Annotated in this window: 11 protein-coding genes; 6 read left to right on the top strand and 5 right to left on the bottom strand. The window is 61.9% G+C overall.

Translation table 11 applies throughout. The features are described 5' to 3' along the window. Position 1: 1 nt before the first annotated feature. The 3 genes from DF196_RS08175 to DF196_RS08165 all read left to right on the top strand — a co-directional run bounded on the left by DF196_RS08175 (position 2) and on the right by DF196_RS08165 (position 4,799). On the top strand, positions 2-799 hold the full coding sequence (locus DF196_RS08175; protein ID WP_241519652.1) for a DUF4192 domain-containing protein: 798 nt from the start codon (positions 2-4) through the stop codon (positions 797-799). Between the two features lie 180 nt (positions 800-979). Continuing rightward, positions 980-2,401, top strand: coding sequence for an RNA polymerase sigma factor (locus tag DF196_RS08170; RefSeq protein WP_109057359.1), 1,422 nt, complete (start codon positions 980-982; stop codon positions 2,399-2,401). Between the two features lie 67 nt (positions 2,402-2,468). Beyond that, positions 2,469-4,799, top strand: a complete 2,331-nt coding sequence (locus tag DF196_RS08165; RefSeq protein ID WP_109057358.1) for a DNA gyrase/topoisomerase IV subunit B — start codon at positions 2,469-2,471, stop codon at positions 4,797-4,799. Positions 4,800-4,848: 49 nt separating this feature from the next. On the opposite strand, the gene DF196_RS08160 is transcribed toward DF196_RS08165, so the two are convergent. Next, on the bottom strand, positions 4,849-6,483 hold the full coding sequence (locus DF196_RS08160) for an alpha/beta hydrolase (protein ID WP_158276297.1): 1,635 nt from the start codon (positions 6,481-6,483) through the stop codon (positions 4,849-4,851). 418 nt (positions 6,484-6,901) lie between these two features. Between DF196_RS08160 and DF196_RS08155 the strand changes: the two genes are divergently transcribed. From DF196_RS08155 to DF196_RS08145, 3 genes are all read left to right on the top strand, one after another. Beyond that, the gene (locus tag DF196_RS08155; protein ID WP_170115017.1) at positions 6,902-8,104 is read left to right on the top strand and encodes an MFS transporter; all 1,203 of its coding nucleotides are present in this window, start codon (positions 6,902-6,904) and stop codon (positions 8,102-8,104) included. A 412-nt stretch (positions 8,105-8,516) separates the two neighbouring features. Beyond that, positions 8,517-9,479, top strand: coding sequence for a ribokinase (locus DF196_RS08150; protein ID WP_109057356.1), 963 nt, complete (start codon positions 8,517-8,519; stop codon positions 9,477-9,479). Positions 9,480-9,582: 103 nt separating this feature from the next. After that, positions 9,583-14,625: a DEAD/DEAH box helicase gene (locus DF196_RS08145; protein WP_241519651.1), complete on the top strand. Its 5,043-nt coding sequence runs from the start codon at positions 9,583-9,585 to the stop codon at positions 14,623-14,625. 88 nt (positions 14,626-14,713) lie between these two features. Here the strand turns inward: DF196_RS08145 and DF196_RS08135 are convergent, their stop codons facing one another. From DF196_RS08135 to DF196_RS08125, 4 genes are all read right to left on the bottom strand, one after another. Next, positions 14,714-15,853, bottom strand: coding sequence for a 4-hydroxybutyrate dehydrogenase (locus tag DF196_RS08135; RefSeq protein WP_109057355.1), 1,140 nt, complete (start codon positions 15,851-15,853; stop codon positions 14,714-14,716). Then, a complete protein-coding gene (locus DF196_RS13275; protein ID WP_146194738.1) occupies positions 15,735-16,412 on the bottom strand; it encodes a hypothetical protein in 678 nt (225 codons plus the stop codon). Before DF196_RS13275 ends, DF196_RS08135 begins: the two co-directional genes overlap by 119 nt. A 468-nt stretch (positions 16,413-16,880) precedes the next feature. After that, positions 16,881-18,059 (bottom strand): hypothetical protein, encoded by a 1,179-nt coding sequence (locus DF196_RS08130; RefSeq protein ID WP_146194737.1) that lies wholly within the window; start codon positions 18,057-18,059, stop codon positions 16,881-16,883. A 20-nt stretch (positions 18,060-18,079) separates the two neighbouring features. After that, positions 18,080-18,412: a hypothetical protein gene (locus DF196_RS08125; RefSeq protein WP_241519650.1), complete on the bottom strand. Its 333-nt coding sequence runs from the start codon at positions 18,410-18,412 to the stop codon at positions 18,080-18,082. Between the last annotated feature and the right edge of the window lie 17 nt (positions 18,413-18,429).

Genomic DNA, 18,429 nt, shown 5'->3' with positions numbered 1-18,429 from the left:
CATGCCCACGCATACGATACGAACACGACGACGGACGCGCCCGCACGAGACGCACGATCCGCACACCTGCGAATGCCGTCCGGCACCGATGCCGGATGAACGGCACGACGACGAACACGACGAGCGATATCGCGAACCATGCGATGCGGGATTCGTTCTGGAGAACGACGAAGGCGACGGCATCCCACCGTTCGACTACGACGAACTGGAGGAGCTCGCCCTTCGGTTCCGCGAGGATCGCAGGGTACGCGGTATCCAGGAGGCCAACGCCGATTGGGTGGCCGGCCCGCTGGACGAATGGCTCGAAGGGCTCGACGGCGAGCGGTGCCCGGGGCGCGCCACACTGATGGCCTTCGTGGCCGGCATGCACGAGACGCTGGCGATCAGGGACGCGCTCATCCTTTCGCTCGTGGTGGATGAGCGGCATTGCCCCAAGAGTCAGCTCATGGAATTCGCCGCCAGACCGCACCGGGCGCGCACCAAGAAGGCGATGGGTCGTCTGCTGACTTGGGCGTTCGAAGACGAAGGACTGGTGCCGGACGAGGATCGATGCCGCACCGGGGTGGACATCCTGCTTGAGATGGCCGCGGCCTCGCCCGTGCCGTACTGCATCCAACCGCTGGCCGTGGTGGCGTACGTGCTGGGGTGGCTCGGGGACCCCAAGGCAGCGGCGTTCGCACTGCAATGCCTGTTGCTGGATGAGGATTGTTCGCTGGCGGCGATGATCTTCTCAGCCTCGGACCGGGGCATCGCACCCGCATGGTGCAAGGCGCGAGCCCTTGCGGCAGGCCGCCGGTAGCATCCCGGACGGTCAGTGACGGGCGTGTGCGCGCGGCGGAAACAACACGTCGTGAACCGTGTCGGCGGGAATAATCGTCCGTGGAGGGTGGTTTACTCACATAGTTGACGATTTGCCCTTGCCAGAAGTGTGCCCATGTGGTATATGCGCTTCACGGCGAGAGATCAGGAGGAGCAAGTTTTGGCCACGAAGGAAACGACGGCAACCAAGCAGGCAACCGAATCCAGCGAAGACACCGGAAAGAAGGCCAGCTCCAAGACCGCCGCGCGCAAGCCCTCCACCAGGAGGAAGTCCACCAAGACTGAGGCCGCCAACGGCCCGGCCAAGAAGACCACGCGCAAGTCCGCCGCCAAGAAGGCGAAGGACGAGGACATCATCAAGGACGAGGACACCCAGAACGACGACGAGCTTGACGCCGACGCCGACGTGGATGACGCCGACCTTGACGTGGACGATCTGGACGAGGATCTGGACGACGTCGACGCCGATGACGACGACCTCGATGAGGACGGCGACGACGCGGACGAGGACCTTGAGGACGAGGACGACGAGGACGAAGAGGAATCCCAGCCCAAGACCCCCGAAGCGCCCAAGGAAAAGGGCGCCTACGTGGTTTCCGACACGGACGACGATGACGAGAACATCATCCCCGCGGGCAACCCGAAGCGCCGTGTGATCGCCGCCGGCGCCACCGCCGATCCGGTCAAGGACTACTTGAAGCAGATTGGCCGCGTGAGCCTGTTGAACGCCGAACAGGAGGTGGACCTCTCCGAGCGTATCGAGGCTGGCCTGTACGCCCAGCACCTGCTGGACACCGAGGGCGAGGGCATGGAGTTCAAGCGCAAGCGTGAGCTCAAGTGGGCCGCCGCCGATGGCAAGAAGGCCAAGGATCACCTGCTGGAGGCCAACCTGCGACTTGTGGTCTCCCTCGCCAAGCGTTACACCGGCCGCGGCATGCTCTTCCTCGATCTGATCCAGGAAGGCAACCTGGGCCTCATCCGCGCCGTCGAGAAGTTCGACTGGAAGAAGGGCTTCAAGTTCTCCACCTACGCCACGTGGTGGATTCGCCAGGCCATCACCCGAGCCATGGCCGACCAGGCCCGCACCATCCGCGTGCCCGTGCACATGGTGGAGGTCATCAACAAGCTTTCCCGCGTTCAGCGTCAGATGCTGCAGGATCTCGGCCGCGAGCCCACGCCGGACGAGCTGGCCCGCGAGCTCGACATGCCGGTCGAGAAGGTGCAGGAGGTGCAGAAGTACGGCCGCGAGCCCATTTCCCTGCACACTCCGCTCGGCGAGGACGGCGATTCCGAGTTCGGCGATCTCATCGAGGACACCGACGCCATCGCCCCGTCCGACGCGGTCGCCTTCTCCCTGCTGCAGGAGCAGTTCAAGCAGGTGCTGGAGACCCTGTCCCCGCGTGAGGCCGGCGTCATCAAGATGCGTTACGGCCTTGAGGACGGCCAGCCCAAGACCCTGGACGACATCGGCCGCGTGTACGGCGTGACCCGTGAGCGCATCCGCCAGATCGAATCCAAGACCATGTCCAAGCTGCGCCACCCGTCCCGTTCGCAGACGCTGCGCGACTTCCTGGATCAGTGATCGTTAGCTGTGGCTTCCCCCTCAACGGGAAGCCACAGCCATATAGAACTCGGAAACAAAAGGACCTATGGCCACAGAAGAATACGGCGCGAAGGACCTTGCCGTCCTCGAAGGCCTCGACGCGGTGCGCAAGCGTCCGGGCATGTACATCGGCACCACCGACTCGCAGGGCCTCATGCACTGCCTGTGGGAGATCATCGACAACTCGGTCGATGAGGCTCTGGCCGGTTTCTGCACGGACATCACCGTCACCCTGCACACCGATGGCTCGGTGGAGGTGGCGGACAACGGTCGAGGCATCCCGGTGGACAAGGAGCCGAAGACCGGCCTGTCCGGCGTGGAAGTGGTGCTCACCAAGCTGCACGCCGGCGCCAAGTTCGGCAACTCCTCCTACAACGCGGTCGGCGGCTTGCACGGCGTGGGCTCCTCGGTGGTCAACGCCCTGAGCTCGCGACTCGACGTCGAAGTGGACCGCGACGGCAAAACCCATCACATGGCCTTCCATCAGGGCCATCCCGGCGTGTACACGGACGCCGACCCGGCCAACCCGTCACCGGACTCGCCGTTCAAGCGCACCCGCAAGAACCGTCCCACCGAACTGGAGATCATCGGCAAGGTCTCCCCGAAGACCACGGGTACGCGCATCCGCTACTGGGCCGACCCCGAGATCTTCAACAAAACCGCGGAGTTCTCCTACGAACAGCTCGTGGACCGCGTACGCCAGACCAGCTTTCTGGTACCGGGCCTGAAGATCACCATCGTGGACGAGAACGTACCGGAAACGGCCGCGGCCGAGCCTACGGACGATGCCGGTGCGCCGGTGTCCGCCGAGGTGCGCGACGTCGCCGCTGAGGTGACCGCATCCGACGGCATCGCCGAGACCGATGGTGCGGCCGACGATATCGAGACCGACGCCCACGAAGCCGGCACCACCGAAAACGGCGACGAGGACTTCTCCTTCGATCCTGCCGGCGAGATCGCGGACGGCGCGTTCGGCGAACAGCCGGCCCACCCGCGCGTCGTGGAATTCCGCCACACCGGCGGCGTGAAGGACTTCGTGGACTTCCTGTCCAAAGGCGAGCCGATCTCGGACATCTGGCGTATCCAGGGCGAGGGCACCTACAAGGAGGAGACCCAGGCCGTGGGCGAGGGCGGCGAACTGCACGCCCAGGAGATCGAACGCACCTGCGGCATTGACATCGCCCTCAGATGGGTCAACGGCTACGACACCACCATTCGCAGCTTCGTGAACATCGTGGAGACGCCCGGCGGCGGCACGCACGTGGACGGCTTCATGAACGCCATCACCAAGCAGATCCGCAAGGCCGTGGAGGATAACGCCCGCAAGCTCAAGGTGAACCTCAAGGACAACGCCATGAGGGTCGAGCGTGACGACATCCAAGCCGGTCTGGTGGCCGTGGTGACCGCCCGCGTGGCCGAACCGCAGTTCCAGGGCCAGACCAAGGATGTGCTCGGCACCGCGCAGGTCAAGCCGATCGTCACCAGGCTCACGGACAGGCAGTTCGGCGAGATGATCACCGGTGCCAAGCGCGGCTACAAGGAGCAGTCCGGCCGCGTGCTGGAGAAGATTGTGGGCGAGATGCACGCCCGCATCCAATCACGTAAGGCCAAGGAGGTCACGCGCCGCAAGAACGCGCTCGAATCCGCGTCGATGCCGGCCAAACTGTCCGATTGCCAGCCCGGCAACGACGACATCGCCGAACTGTTCATCGTGGAGGGCGACTCCGCACTCGGCACCGCCAAGGCCGCGCGCAACGCCGGCTTCCAGGCGCTCCTGCCGATCCGAGGCAAGATCCTCAACGTGCAGAAGGCCTCCATCACGCAGATGCTTTCCAACAAGGAATGCGCGGCCATCATCCAGGTGGTGGGCGCCGGTTCCGGCCAGAGCTTCGACATCGAACAGTCGCGCTACCACAAGATCATCATGATGACCGATGCCGATGTGGACGGCGCGCACATCCGCATCCTGCTGCTCACGTTGTTCTACCGGTACATGCGCCCGCTCATCGAACACGGGTACGTGTACGCCGCCGTGCCGCCGCTGCACCGCATCGCGCTGACCGGCTCGCACAAGGGCGAATACCTGTACACGTATTCGGACGACGAACTGGCCACCAAGCTCGCGGATCTCGACCGCAAGCACATCGGCTACGCGGACGACATCCAGCGATACAAGGGTCTGGGCGAGATGGACGCCGACCAGTTGGCAGACACCACCATGGACCCGCGCACGCGCATGCTGCGTCGCATCCGAATGGAGGACGCCGCGCAGGCCTCCGAGATCTTCAGCCTGCTCATGGGAGACGACGTGCCGCCGCGCAAGCAGTTCATCGTGGACAACGCGGACGACTTCGACCGCTCCAAGATCGATACCTGATATCCCAGGTATGAAAGAATCGGGCCGTGCATGAGCGCGGCCCGATTCGCTATCCACACGTCACATCGCTGCTCGGCACCTTGCCGTGGATGAGGAAATCGTCCACGGTTTCGGCCACGCAGGAGTTCGTATACGTATACGCGGTGTGCCCTTCGCCCTTGTACGTCAGCAGCACGCCGGACTCAAGCAGCTTCGCCAGATTCACTGCCGCCTGGTAAGGCGTGGCCGGGTCTCCCGTGGTACCCACCACCAGTATCGGGGAGGCTCCGGGAGCGGAATAATCGAGCTTCCCGATTCCCGAACGGTCCTGCTTCAACGCCTCGCACCCGATGTTGCCGTACGTCATGAACCGGCCGAACGTGGGTGCCTTCTCGCCCAGTTCCTTGGCGATGGCCTCCTGCCTGGCCATATCCGACGTGGGCGGGTCGTCCAGGCAGTTGACGGCCAGATTGGCCTCCATTGAATTGTCGGTGTACTTGCCGTTCTCATTACGACCGAGATACGTGTCCGCCAGGAGCAACAGGGTGTCCGCCTTGCCAGTGTCCTTGAGCTCCTTGAATGCCTGGGTCAGGTACGTCCAGTTGTCTTCGGAGTACAGGGGCAGAATGATGCCGTACATCATCGTGATGCCGTTCACCCTCTTCCCGCTTGACGTGGGCCATGGCTTGGTGTCCGCCGTCGCGAGCCACGATTGGATCTCCTTGGTCGCCTGATTGGTATCCATGCCCTTGAACGGGCAGGAACCATCGTTCTTGATGCAGTCGTTGAGATAGGTGGCAAGCGCTTTTTCGAATCCCACGGCCTGCTCGATGGTCGAGGTGGCTGAGTCCTCGGTGGGGTTGATGGCGCCGTCCAGCACGATCCGGCCCGTCTGCTTGGGGAACAGGGCCGCATAGGTGGAGCCGATGTACGTGCCATAGGAGAATCCCAGGTAGTTCAGTCTGGTCTGTCCCGCCAAGGCGCGCAGCATGTCGAGGTCGCGGGCCACGGACTGCGTATCCACATGGTCGATGATGTCGCCGCTCGAGGTGCGGCAGGCGTCGGCGAACCGTTGCGCGATCGCGCGGCTCTGGTCGAGGTTGTCCGCGGTAATCGGATCGGCGAGGAAATAGTCGTCGAGCAGCGTCGTATCGGTGCCGCAGGTGATGGGAGTGGAGTCGGCGACGCCGCGCGGGTCGAAGCCGATGATGTCGTAATGCTCGCGCAGGTCATCGGTGGCTGTGTATTCGACGAAGTCGTTCAGCCAGTCCGCGCCTGAGGCGCCGGGTCCACCCGGGTTGATGAACAGGGTGCCCATCGCGTAATCCTCGGCGAAATGGATGGCGGCGTGCAGCTCGATGGGTTTCGAATCCGGGTCCGACCAGTCGGACGGCGCCGTGAACGTGGCGCAGCCGTCGCCCTGATCGCAGGATTTCCACACGTACTGCTGCGTGTAGTACTTGTCGAATGCGGCGCTTACGGAATCGGGGCGGGCCGCCGGCTCCGGCGGTGGAGTGGCGCTGTGCACGGTGAAGCCGTTATTGGTGGAGCCGTATTCACCGGCCGAACGGATGAGCTGCGCCACACCTTTGGTGATGCCGAAGATTATGGCGATGTTAAGTGCGACCGCCACCAGCAACGCGATCGTGATGACCAGCCATGTGGGCATCTTCCTGCGCGGCCGGTTCGGCGGCATCCCCTGCATCGGTGGCAATTGCGGAACGGGACCTTCCTGCGGGACATAGCCCGGGGGAGTGCCATACGGGGTGCCCGGTCCGGCTGGATACTGCCGTTGCGGCTGTGCATGCCGCCCTGGATCATATGGAGGATATTGCGGCTGCTGTGGGGTGCTCATATATCTAGTCTAGCCTTGCGTATCGGGATTTCCCCGGTTCCGGATTGATTGCAGGTTGACTGCGGATTGATTGCGGATTGATTACACCTGGCGGGTTCTCATGTCGGCTGTGGAACGGACTGGATATCACGGGTGGTGCGTGCTTGCGACGGGGGATATGTACGTTCGTCCGCGTGTTGCTGGTGACCGTTTGGTAATCTGATGACATCGTTATCACAACGTCGTTTTGCGATCGTCTCTACGAAGTTGAAATCGGAGGAACTGAACCATGGCCAGTCTGCTGCTTGCCGTGATCTATGTGGCGTTCATCAGTTTGGGATTGCCTGATGCCCTGCTCGGCGCGGCATGGCCGACCATGAGTCAGGATCTTGCCGTACCCGTCTCCTGGGCGGGCGGCATCTCCGCGGTGATATCCATGTTCACCATCGTCTCCGCACTGCTCTCCGACCGCATGACACTGAAGTTCGGTGCAGGCCGCGTCACCGCCGTTTCGGTGGCGTTGACCGCCATGGCGCTTGCCGGCTTCTCCGTGGCCCCGAACTACTGGGTGCTCATCCTCATCGCCGTTCCCTACGGTCTTGGCGCGGGCGGCGTGGACGCGGCCCTCAACAACTACGTGGCCGTGCATTACGAAAGCCGCCACATGAGTTGGCTGCACTGCATGTGGGGCGTGGGCGCCTCCATCGGCCCGTACATCATGGGCTTCGCGCTTTCGGGTGGTCAGGGTTGGCCGTGGGGCTACCGGTACATCGCCATCCTGCAGGTCATCCTGACCGTGATTCTGGTGCTGAGCCTGCCGCTATGGAAGTCCCGCAAACGCACGGCTGCGGAAGCGGCGGCCGATGACACGACGGGGGTAGCGCCGGGGGATGCCGTCGAGAAGGAGCGCAGGCCTTTGGGTGTGGCCGGCGTGCTCGCCATCCGCGGTGCCAAGGAGATCCTCATCATGTTCTTCTGCTACTGCGCCATCGAAACCACCGCGGGCCTGTGGGCCTCCAGCTACATGGTGCTCCACGGCGGCGTGGACAAGATCACCGCGGCCAGCTGGGCCAGCCTGTTCTACGTGGGCATCACCGTGGGGCGCGCGCTTTCCGGATTCCTGACCATGAAGCTCGCCGACCCGGCGATGATCCGCCTCGGTCAGGTGCTGGTGCTCGCCGGCATCGTCACCATGCTCATCCCGCTGCCGCACCACCTCGGCATCGTGGTCGGCCTGGTGGTGGTAGGCCTCGGCTGCGCGCCGATCTACCCGTGCGTCATCCATTCCACGCCCACGTACTTCGGCGAGGAGAATTCCCAGGCCATCGTGGGCGTGCAGATGGCCTGCGCCTACATGGGCTCGCTGGTCATGCCACCCGTGTTCGGTCTCATCGCGCAGTACGTTTCCATCGCGCTCTACCCGTGGTACCTGCTGCTGTTCCTGGTGCTCATGACGGTCATGCACGAGCGGCTGCGCAAGCTGCGCGGTTGATTTCGGGTGGCTTCCGGTGGGGTGCCTGGTGATCGTCGGCGGGTTTTCCAAAGGCTCTGTTAAACCAAGATTGACATGCCCCTTATTCTTGGCTCCCCTTGTCAGGACATTGCCGCAAAGCAAACAGCAAAGCTGTTTGCAGGCAATGTGCGAGACGACAGTCGAGCCAACAGAACGCGAACGAAGTTCGTCCTTAATTGCGGGACGAGCTGGCGGCGAAGCCGACTGAGGGGTAGTCCAATGGGATTCATGTCAATTTTGGTTTAACAGAGCCTTTCCAAATGGTCTTCGAGTGGTTTTCGACCGGCTTTGAACGGGTGCCGAAAGCCTTGGAATTCCAAGCGGATTCGGCCTTTGGCCCATCCGCCTACTATGCTGGGCAACCATGGAGAACAGTGAAGAGCATGAACAGATGCCTGAACCGGTGCGCGATCGATTGGAAGCACTGAAGAAGGCGACCGGTTCCGTGATCGTGGTCGGATCCATGAACGCCGACTACACCGTGACCACCAAAAGACTGCCCGGCCCGGGCGAAACCGTCAACGGCGGCGCACTGAAGGTGCTGCCCGGCGGCAAGGGCGCCAACCAGGCCTCCGCCGCCGCGAAGCTCGGCGCAAACGTCCAGCTGCTGGGTGCTGTGGGCGATGACGCGAACGCGGACTTCCTGCTGAGCAAGCTGGACGAGGCCGGTGTGGACACGGCGGACATCCTGCATGTGGAAGGCCCCAGCGGCACCACGCTCATCACCGTCAGCAGCGAAGGCGAGAACACCATCGTCTACTCGCCCGGCTCCAACGCCAAGGCTTCCGCGGGATACGTGCAGTCCCACCGCACCACCATCGCCGAATGCTCGGTGCTGGGCCTGTGCCTCGAAAGCCCGATCTCCACCGTCATCGCCGCCGCGCAGACCGCGCATGACGCCGGCGTGACCGTGCTGCTCAACGATTCGCCGTTCATGGACGAACTGCCCCACGAACTGGTCGAGGCCACGGACATCCTGCTCGTCAACCAGCATGAGGTGGCCCAGCTGCTCGGCATGCCTGACGAGAACGTCGACGAATTCGACTGGTATGAGATCGTCTCCCGATTCACCGACTACGGCTTCGGCCGCGCCATCGTGACGCTCGGCGCCTCCGGATCCATTGTGATTGAGGACGGCCGCTGGCACCGCGTCTCCGCCGTGCAGGTGGACGCCGTGGATACCACCGGCTGTGGCGACTCGTTCATGGGCACCGTGCTCGCCAGCCTCGCCGCCGGCTACACCCTGTTGCAGTCCGCTCAGATCGGCTCCTACGTCTCTGCGTACGCCGCCACCAAGCTTGGCGCGCAGTCCGCGTACGGCACCGCCGACGAGGTCATCGCCTACTTCAGCTGAGCCCTTCCGGTTTTCCCGGCTCCGATTGCCGGTTTCGAGGCCCTGGTTCGTATCCGCGAACCGGGCCTTTCGTTTGTTCGCCCATCCCGCTACAATCGAACATATGTACGAAAGTTTGCGTCTGTTCGCCGAACCCACCCGCGCGTGGTTCGAGCGTGCCTTCGGTGAGCCCACCGAAGCGCAGGCGCAGGCCTGGCCGGCGATTCGTTCCGGCAGCAACGTGCTCGTCATTGCACCCACCGGTTCCGGCAAAACGCTTGCGGCGTTCCTCTCCGCCATCGACCGACTATTGGCCGCCCCGCATTCGGCTCGCGGCCGTAAGGGCGTACGGGTGCTCTACATCTCGCCATTGAAGGCCCTGGCTGTGGACGTGGCCAAGAACCTCGAGCGGCCGCTGGCGGGCATCGCCGCACAATGCGAGGTGCGGGGGCTGTCGGTCCCGAACATCGCCATCGCCACCCGATCGGGGGACACCACCGCACAGGAGCGGCGGCATATCGCCTCGCATCCGCCGGATATCCTCGTCACCACGCCGGAGTCGCTGTACCTGCTGCTCACCTCGAAGGCCGGGCGGATCCTCTCCACCGTGGACACGGTCATCGTGGACGAGATCCACGCCGTGGCAGGCACGAAGCGCGGCGCGCATCTGGCGTTGAGCCTCGAACGGTTGGAGGAGCTGATCGCCGAAGACCATCGGAAAGTCTCCTCGGACCGAGGGGCAGACGTGGATGCCGTGGCCTTCCGTCTGCAACGCATCGGCCTGTCCGCCACGGTGAACCCGCCCGAAGAGGCCGCCCGGTTCCTGGGCGGCGGCCGGCCCGTCACCATCGTCAATCCGGGCGGACATCCGGCGATGGATCTGCGCATGGTCGAACCGCTGGAGAACATGCGCGATCTGCAATCCGTCAACGTCAGACAACGTGCGGGCGGGGTGGATGCCGAATCGCGTGCCATGCCGCACATCAGCGGCGTCACGCCGGCCATGCAACGGCTCGCCGAACGCAAGGGAATCGTGCCCGCCGATGTTCGCCCTGACGCCGGCATGGCCGCAAGGTCCGGGCTCGCCGGGGATTCGTCTCCGGACGACGTCGATTGGTCTGTGCGTGGGAATGCAGGTGATGTCGATTCCTCCGCGATCGTCGGCGCACGTGGGGGCCGTACGTCAGGCTCCATCTGGCCAGTGGTGGAGCGCAGCATCCTGGATGAGATTCTGACCCACCACACCACGCTGGTATTCGTGAACTCGCGTGGCGTGGCCGAAAAACTCACCGCACGTCTCAACGACATGTACGCCGAAAACCGGCATGGCTCCGCAAGCCACGGTGCAGGTCTTGGGACGGGGAAGGATGTCGTTGACGGTATCGGTTCTGGTGATGCGCTCCTGGCCGGCGGCGATGGGGTCGGTCCCGGTTCGCCGGAAGGACGTGAGGGTTTCTCTGCGCATTACGATGCCGTGGTCGGCTCGACCACCATGCTGGTCGGCTCCCACGAGGGTGACGACGTCATCGCCATGGCCCATCACGGCTCGGTCTCCAAGGACCGACGCAAGATGATCGAGGAACGGCTCAAACGCGGCGAACTGCGCTGCGTGGTGGCCACATCCAGCCTCGAACTGGGCATCGATATGGGCTCGGTGGATCTGGTGATCCAAATAGATACGCCGCTATCCGTGTCCTCCGGATTGCAGCGCGTGGGCCGTGCCGACCATCAGGTGGGCGGCGTCTCGCACGCCCTGTTCTATCCGCTGACCCGAATGCAGATCGTCACCGGCGCGGCAAGCCTGGAATCGATGATCGCCGGGGACATCGAACCGCTTGCCGTCCCGCGCAATCCGTTGGACATCCTGGCCCAACAGACCGTGGCGGCCGCATCCATGCACAACCTCGATGCGGACGAATGGTATGCCACCGTCCGCCGTTCCGCACCGTTCGCCGAACTGCCGCGCGACATGTTCGACGCGGTGGTCGGCATGATGTCCGGCGCATACAATACCGAGGACTTCTCCGCATTTCGGCCACGGCTCATGTGGGATCGGGGGGAAGGAGTCATCTCCGCCCGTCCTGGCGCGCAGAAGATCGCGGTGACATCCGGAGGCACGATTCCCGACCGCGGGCTGTACACCGTGGTGCTTCCCGAAGCCGACGCCGGCAAGGGACAACGGCGTGTGGGCGAACTGGACGAGGAGATGGTTTACGAGTCCCGAGTGGGGGATGTGATCACGCTCGGCACCTCCACTTGGCAGATTCAGGAGATCACCCGAGACCGCGTGGTGGTGACCCCGGCCCCCGGACGGACGGCCCGTCTGCCGTTCTGGCATGGCGAAGGAGCCGGACGTGACTACGGTTTCAGCCGCACCATCGGCCGCTTCCTAAGGGAGACCACCGCAGGACTTTCGGTTGAGGGAAGGTTCACTGCAACAATCGAGCACCGCCTCCGCCACGACGGTCTCGACGACAACGCCATCACCAACCTTGCCCGTCTCCTCTCCGAACAACAAGCCGTCACCGGCGTGGTGCCGGATGATCGCACCCTCGTGGTGGAACGCACGCGAGACGAGGACGGCGGCTGGCGCATCGTGCTTCTGAGCCCTTTCGGTCGCCGTGTGCACGAACCGTGGGCCATGGCCATCAGCCGGCGGCTCAACACCAGGTACGGCTTCGATGGTCAAGCCTATGCGGCGGACGATGGCATCGTGATCCAACTACCGGACGGCGAAGGACATATCCCCGCCGCCGACCTGTTCCTCTTCGACCCCGAAGACCTTAAGGCGGACGTGGAATGTCAGGTGGGCGAATCCGTGCTGTTCGCCGCCCGATTCCGCGAATGCGCCGCCCGCTCCCTGTTCATGCCGCGCTCCGACCCCGGACGCCGCGTACCCCTCTGGCAGCAACGACTACGCGCCGCACAACTCCTGCAATCCGCCCGCACCGCCAGGAACTTCCCGCTGCTGCTGGAAACCGCACGCGAATGCCTTCAGGCCGTCTATGACATGCCTGCTCTGAACGAGGTGATGACCAGGCTCGAAACCGGAACCATCACGGTCAGGGACGTGGAGACCGAATCACCCTCGCCGTTCGCCGAGAACATCCTGTTCGGCTTCGTGGGCGCGGTCATGTACCAGTACGACCAGCCGCAGGCCGAACGCAGCGCACAACTGCTCTCACTCGACCCGCAGGTGCTCGAACGGTTGCTTGGCACCACGGACATGGCCCAGGTGCTGGACCCCGACGTCATCCATGAAGTCGAACGGGAACTGGGGGAGCGCACCTTCTGGAACGAACTCGCTGCCGATGACGTGACCGGCCGTGTGACCCGATACGCCAAAACACACGGCCCATTCACCGCCGAACAGCTCATCGCCGACCTCGGCATCAACGTCACGGACGCCGTGCGTACTTTGGATACGCTCGCCGCACAAGGCGAACTGCTCCACGGCCATTTCATCGATGCCGTCGAACCCGCTGATGAGCAGTCCGCCGAACAATCCGCCGAACAATGGCTGCACAAGGACGTGTTCCGACGCATCCGCTCGCGCTCGCTGGCCAAGGCCCGGAAAGCCGTCAAACCGGTGGAACCGAACGCCTACCAGATGTTCCTGCTCGATCGGCAGGGCGTCGGGCCGGTGGGTGGAGAACGGTACGAGGGTGCGGACGGTCTCATGCGCGTCATCGAACAACTGGAAGGCGTGGCGTTGCCGGCCGCACTCTGGGAATCGGCCATATTCCCGGCCCGTGTACGCGCCTACCAGCCCTCCTTGCTGGACGAACTGCTCACCTCGGGCGACGTGATCTGGGGTGGCTCCAAAGCCGGGGCCACCGGTGCGTTGGAAGCCGGGGAAGTGGCCTTCCATCCGGCGGATTCGGTACTGGTCGTTGGAATGGATGACAGGGCCGATGGCCCGGCATCCACGTCATCGCAGGTGCGTGACGGCGATCGATCCGCGCGGTCGCGTCGCCGTGCGGGAAACACGGCGTCAGATGGGCGGATGTCTTCCACTACCATGCCCGAGGCGATTCTTACCGCCTTGCAATCCGGCGGAGCATTCCATGCACGCCAGCTCATGGATACGGCGAAGCGTATCTGGAATGAGACCGCCGAGCCGGATATCAATCCGGACACTGGCGAGATTATCCCGCAGGAGTGGAGCGAGCAGCAGTTTAGGGACGCCCTCTGGAGTCTGGTCTGGCAAGGCAAGATCACCAATTCGAGTTTCGCGCCCGTCCGTTCGCTGGCGATGGCAGGGCAGGGGAGTCGCCGAACCACGACGGTGTCTCGCAGACGTGGCCGGGTCGCGCCGATTCGCCGTGCAACCACGGATACGTCGCTGTCCGGTCTGTGGTCATTGGCGGCTGCGGATATCAGTGGCGCCGGCTACGGTGCGGACGGCGTTGACGCGACCGATACGTATGCCGACAACGAGTCGTATGGCACAGGGTATGACGATGCCGGCATGAAGCATGACGGTACTGGCCGGAACTCATCGGCAGCCGCGCAATCGGCACGTGCGCAAATGCAGGCGCAAAGGGAAGCCGAACACGCCCTCGCCATAGTGGAGGTGCTACTGGACCGGTATGGCATCATCGCCCAGCCGCTGATCGACCGGGAGAACGTCCCGGGCGGATACTCGGCGCTGTATCCCGTGCTCAAACGTATGGAGGAGCACGGCAGATTGGTCCGCGGCATGTTCGTCCGAGGATTCGGAGCGGCGCAGTTCGCCGAGCGCGAGACCGTGGACGCCCTGCGTCACCCGTTGGAACATCATGGCCGGTCGGCGGTGGCGTTGAGCGTCCTCGACCCGGCGAATCTGTCCGGCTCGGCAATCGCATGGCCGCCCGTCGCTCCCAGCGCCACCAAACCGGTCAGACGCACCGGAGCCCTGGTGGTGCTGGGAGCTCAAGGCCCGATGATGTATGCGGCCGTCAAGTCCAAGCATCTGACCGTGTTCGATCATCCGTCTTCCGGCGATATGGACGAGCATCTGCGCAAGGCCGGCGCGGAACTGGCCTATGCCCTGAAACGCGATGGCACCGACTCAATCACCTTCTCCGACGTGAACGGCGAGCCCCTGAACGCCCGCCATCCCTTCGCCCGTATCCTCCACCAGGCAGGCTTCGTCCCCGTTCCCCAAGGCATGCGCCTGTACTGATGTCGTCGCATAAAACAAAAGGGTCTTCCCCCGAAAAAGGAATTGGGGGAAAGACCCTGGTCTAGTACCTTCGGAGGCATCCGATTACTCAGTACAGCTCTTCGAAGATCTTGCGCACGCGGGCGGCGTCGAGTGGCACGAAGTTGTTGCGCATCAGTCGCGCCTGCGTGGTCATCACGCGCTCCGTGAACTCCGGCAGATCCTCGCGCGTCACGCCATACTCGTGCAGCGCCTTCTTCGGCAGCAGCTGGTTGATGAGCGCCTCCAGCTCGTCGTACACGTCGGCCACATCGCAGCCAAGCAGCTCGGCGAGCACGGCGTTGAGCTTGGCGATCTCGCCGTCCGACTTGATCTCCATGTAGTTGCGCAGTACGCCGGTGAACATCGCGTAGTTCGATTCGCCGTGCGGCACATGGTACTTGCCGCCCAGCTGGTAGCTCAGCGCGTGCACGGCGGCGCAGCCGCCCGTATCGAAGCTGATGCCCGCGTAATCGGAGGCGATGAGGAAGTCGTTCATCAGCTCGTTGCGCTTGGCGCGGCGTTCGCTGCTGCCGGCCGGGCCCGCGGCGACAATCGCCTTATAACCGTTGACGATCATCTTCATGGCCTCATAGCCGAACAGGCGCGTGTACGGCGTGGAGTTGGGGGAGAGCGTGGACTCGACCGAATGCACGAGCGCATCCAGGGAGCTGGTCATGAACACGTGATCGGGCAGTCCGTACAGCAGCTCGGGGATGAGCACCGCGTGGTCGGCGAACATCTCCGGTCCGGCGATGCCCGCCTTGCAGCCAAGGCGCGTGCGGTTGATGGCCGCGATCTCGGTGACCTCGCTGCCGGTGCCGCAGGTGGTGGGCACCAGCACCAGACCGACCTTGCGCTTGAAATCGGGCAGATGGTCGATCACGTCATCGATGCTGGCGCCACCGGCCACGGCCACGATCTTCGACATGTCCATCACCGCGCCGCCGCCGATGGCGACGATGCGGTCGTAATCGAACTGGCCGGCGTCCTGGATGATGGCGTCGATCATCACGTCGGTCGGCTCCTGGTTGCCGTACTTGTCCACCAGCAGCACGTTCGCGCCATTGAGATACGGCTTCAGGAATGCGTCATGAATCATGCCGATGCTGACCACCAGGTCCGTGGGGCCAAGCTTGAATGCTTCGGCAAATTCCTTGACCGTGGCGAACTGATAGATGTCCTTCGGTCCTACGGTGAGCATCTTCATGGTGCGATTCCTCCGTTGTGTTGTTTGTTTGCGTCCGGTGCCGGCTCGCGCTCGCAATACCGCGTCTGTTACGCTGCATTGCCGTGCCGCTGTGTCGTGTTACCGGACGATGTTCGGATATCGCGCCCGATGCTAACCCCACTTCATGTCCGCGATGTTGCGGTGCCTGGACGTCTGTTGTTTTATCGCCGATGCGTTGCGGGGAAGCGGCCAATATCTGTGGCGCATATGCCCGGCACGTTCGGCTTTCCATTGTTTCCGAAAGCTCCCTCATTGCCGCATTGAATGGTTTGAGACGACGTTGCTTGTCGATATAGAGAAGACGGCTGCTGCGTTCCTCCATACATTCATCGCAGATAAGAGTGGCTACCTGTGTCCCATCGCAGGGGTCGAAGAACGTGGTGCCGTAATGTCCGTATGAATATAGCTCCATGTCGGCATTGGGCAAGAAGCTTCTATCGATCAGATTTTTGGTAAATAAATCTGATCGATAAGCCTGCTTGTTTTGCCGCAAAATCAGACAGGCGAGCGCAAATGGTGTGGTCGTATCGTCCATCATTGTTCTTCAGGTAATGCGCTGGACATCAAATCAAACGAACTTGGGAGAACTGCATCAGAATGCATCAATGGCGGGCGCAGTACTAATTGCTGGCTTGTTCGCTTGTGGACCACGTTGCGATTACAAGACACATCCTTGCGATCGTCATCGGTTTTTCGTCACGTTGGTTACCCTGATTACGCTCTGCTAGGAATTCTTAGTCGGCTTCTTCAATCGGTCGTTCATTCATCCATGCGGAGCGACTGAGTAACCCCTTGTTCTTTTGAGAGGTTGCTTCGCTGGTCTTCCCGAACTTCATTAGCTTCAATGTCGCTGATATTACAGGGATTGTTCGTCCCTCGCAAGTTTCGTTGATTATCGTTGTATTCCCTGTTTTCAGGGGTCATCGTGTCTGAATCGTGTCTGAGCCACAGACACGATGACGAGCATCATTCCAACGGCTGAAGCTACCGGATGACTGAGGAACAGTTATCCATTCAGATTCTGGGTCAAAGCTCCAATATTCCCAATCGTTAATAATGTCGGTTGACTTCCATCGGGGCCATTTAGCAAGGTCACTTTCAATGAATCGGACTTCTGGATTGCCTGAAGTAGATTGTTGCTAGAACCGTCATCACCTTCCTTAGGGATGATTATGCGACCGCCCGAAACGCTGATTGGCTTCTGTCCTGCAGCATCAGCATCCCCAAAAAGGACATCCAACTCTATAAGTAGAGATTCTTGAAGCAGAACCCTTAAGATGCCGTTGCTTGCTTGGCCTTTTGCCGGCACTGTTGCGAGCAGTTTCCCGTTCTTGTCGAGAAGTCTCACATTGACCGGCACCGGTGATGGTCCGACCGCTACGTCAGTTTTTTCAAGCTCATGGAATCCTGGAATGTTCTCGGGATCCAAGTTTTCCAGCGAAGGCATGGGTGTCCCCGGCTCTCCGGTATATATGCGAAGCTGCCCGGGATTTCCTTCAAAAAGGATTGAGTTAGTGACAATCACAGGCACGGTCCATGCATCAGGTCGGATACCTAGATCATGGGATGCGGAAAGATGCTTCAGGAAATCAAGGAACTTGACCACCAGAATGGCCAAGTATGAGAAAAACGATGTCGCGGCGAAATACCGATGGGCATAGGTAAAAGCCAAGCCCTGTTTCTTCTCTTTATGAGGGTCGGAGTGTACCGAATCAATGTACAGCCAACTTTCCGCTAGCCAATGGTCGGTCAGCTCTGTGACGCTGTCGTCCTTTGAGACAAAACTCTTGTAAAGGATCCTGTCACTGCTCGTGTAGGCATGATTGAAAGCGTCCTCGAAGCGCTGAAGCGAAGACCAATCATCTTCGGATATTTCCTGATTTTTGAGGACTGTATGAACACTGGTGAATACCTTAGGAAGGAATATCGATTCACTACTTAGGATGTAAGGCCGCAATCTACTCACCAAGGATTCCATGACCTCTTCATTATCGGGAAGATTTACCTCCACCGATACACGTGTAGATGTTGCCACCCATTTGAGCTGCGGCTTCTGATACTTGTAAACCGAATGATCCTTCACCATGGAATGCTCTTGAACACGGCGCGCTCGAATGACGAAAGTGTGCAAAATTGACTTTGCATCGCTCAGATCTTTGGGGTCAAGCTGTTTTTCGTTCGCCATGCTCATATCTCCTCGAACTCTTACGCCGGGATGGCGGTGCCAAACAGGCCGGCCTGCGTATCCTGCTGGTGCTTGTCGATGCCGGCGTACGAGAAGCTGTCGTCCTCGTAGCGCTTGAACTTGTACACGGCGTCGTTCATACGTGCCGGGTTGAACACGTTCAGACTCAGCAGCAGCTCGAAATCATCTTTGGTCAGACCCGTGACCTTCTTGAACGGTTCCGGCTCCAGCTTCGTGATGACGTCCTTGAGCGTCTGCTCGCGGTAGTCGGTCAGGTACATGAAGATCGGGATGCGCGTGGCGAATTTGATGAGCTTCCCCTGCGCCTGCTTGCGGAAGTTCCCGATACTCATAAGTGCTCCCATGGCCA

It is taken from the genome of Bifidobacterium callitrichidarum, from assembly GCF_003129905.1.
Classification (GTDB): domain Bacteria; phylum Actinomycetota; class Actinomycetes; order Actinomycetales; family Bifidobacteriaceae; genus Bifidobacterium; species Bifidobacterium callitrichidarum.
This window is presented reverse-complemented; position numbering and strand designations above follow the sequence as displayed.

What these genes read in the sequence shown, in the direction of transcription:
- DF196_RS08160 (WP_158276297.1), bottom strand. Translation starts at nt 6,483, where the DNA reads ATGCAGGGGATGCCGCCGAACCGGCCGCGCAGGAAGATGCCCACATGG.
- DF196_RS08150 (WP_109057356.1), top strand. Translation starts at nt 8,517, where the DNA reads ATGCCTGAACCGGTGCGCGATCGATTGGAAGCACTGAAGAAGGCGACC.
- DF196_RS08155 (WP_170115017.1), top strand. Translation starts at nt 6,902, where the DNA reads ATGGCCAGTCTGCTGCTTGCCGTGATCTATGTGGCGTTCATCAGTTTG.
- DF196_RS08125 (WP_241519650.1), bottom strand. Translation starts at nt 18,412, where the DNA reads ATGAGTATCGGGAACTTCCGCAAGCAGGCGCAGGGGAAGCTCATCAAA.
- DF196_RS08165 (WP_109057358.1), top strand. Translation starts at nt 2,469, where the DNA reads ATGGCCACAGAAGAATACGGCGCGAAGGACCTTGCCGTCCTCGAAGGC.
- DF196_RS08175 (WP_241519652.1), top strand. Translation starts at nt 2, where the DNA reads ATGCCCACGCATACGATACGAACACGACGACGGACGCGCCCGCACGAG.
- DF196_RS08135 (WP_109057355.1), bottom strand. Translation starts at nt 15,853, where the DNA reads ATGAAGATGCTCACCGTAGGACCGAAGGACATCTATCAGTTCGCCACG.
- DF196_RS13275 (WP_146194738.1), bottom strand. Translation starts at nt 16,412, where the DNA reads ATGATGGACGATACGACCACACCATTTGCGCTCGCCTGTCTGATTTTG.
- DF196_RS08145 (WP_241519651.1), top strand. Translation starts at nt 9,583, where the DNA reads ATGTACGAAAGTTTGCGTCTGTTCGCCGAACCCACCCGCGCGTGGTTC.
- DF196_RS08130 (WP_146194737.1), bottom strand. Translation starts at nt 18,059, where the DNA reads ATGGCGAACGAAAAACAGCTTGACCCCAAAGATCTGAGCGATGCAAAG.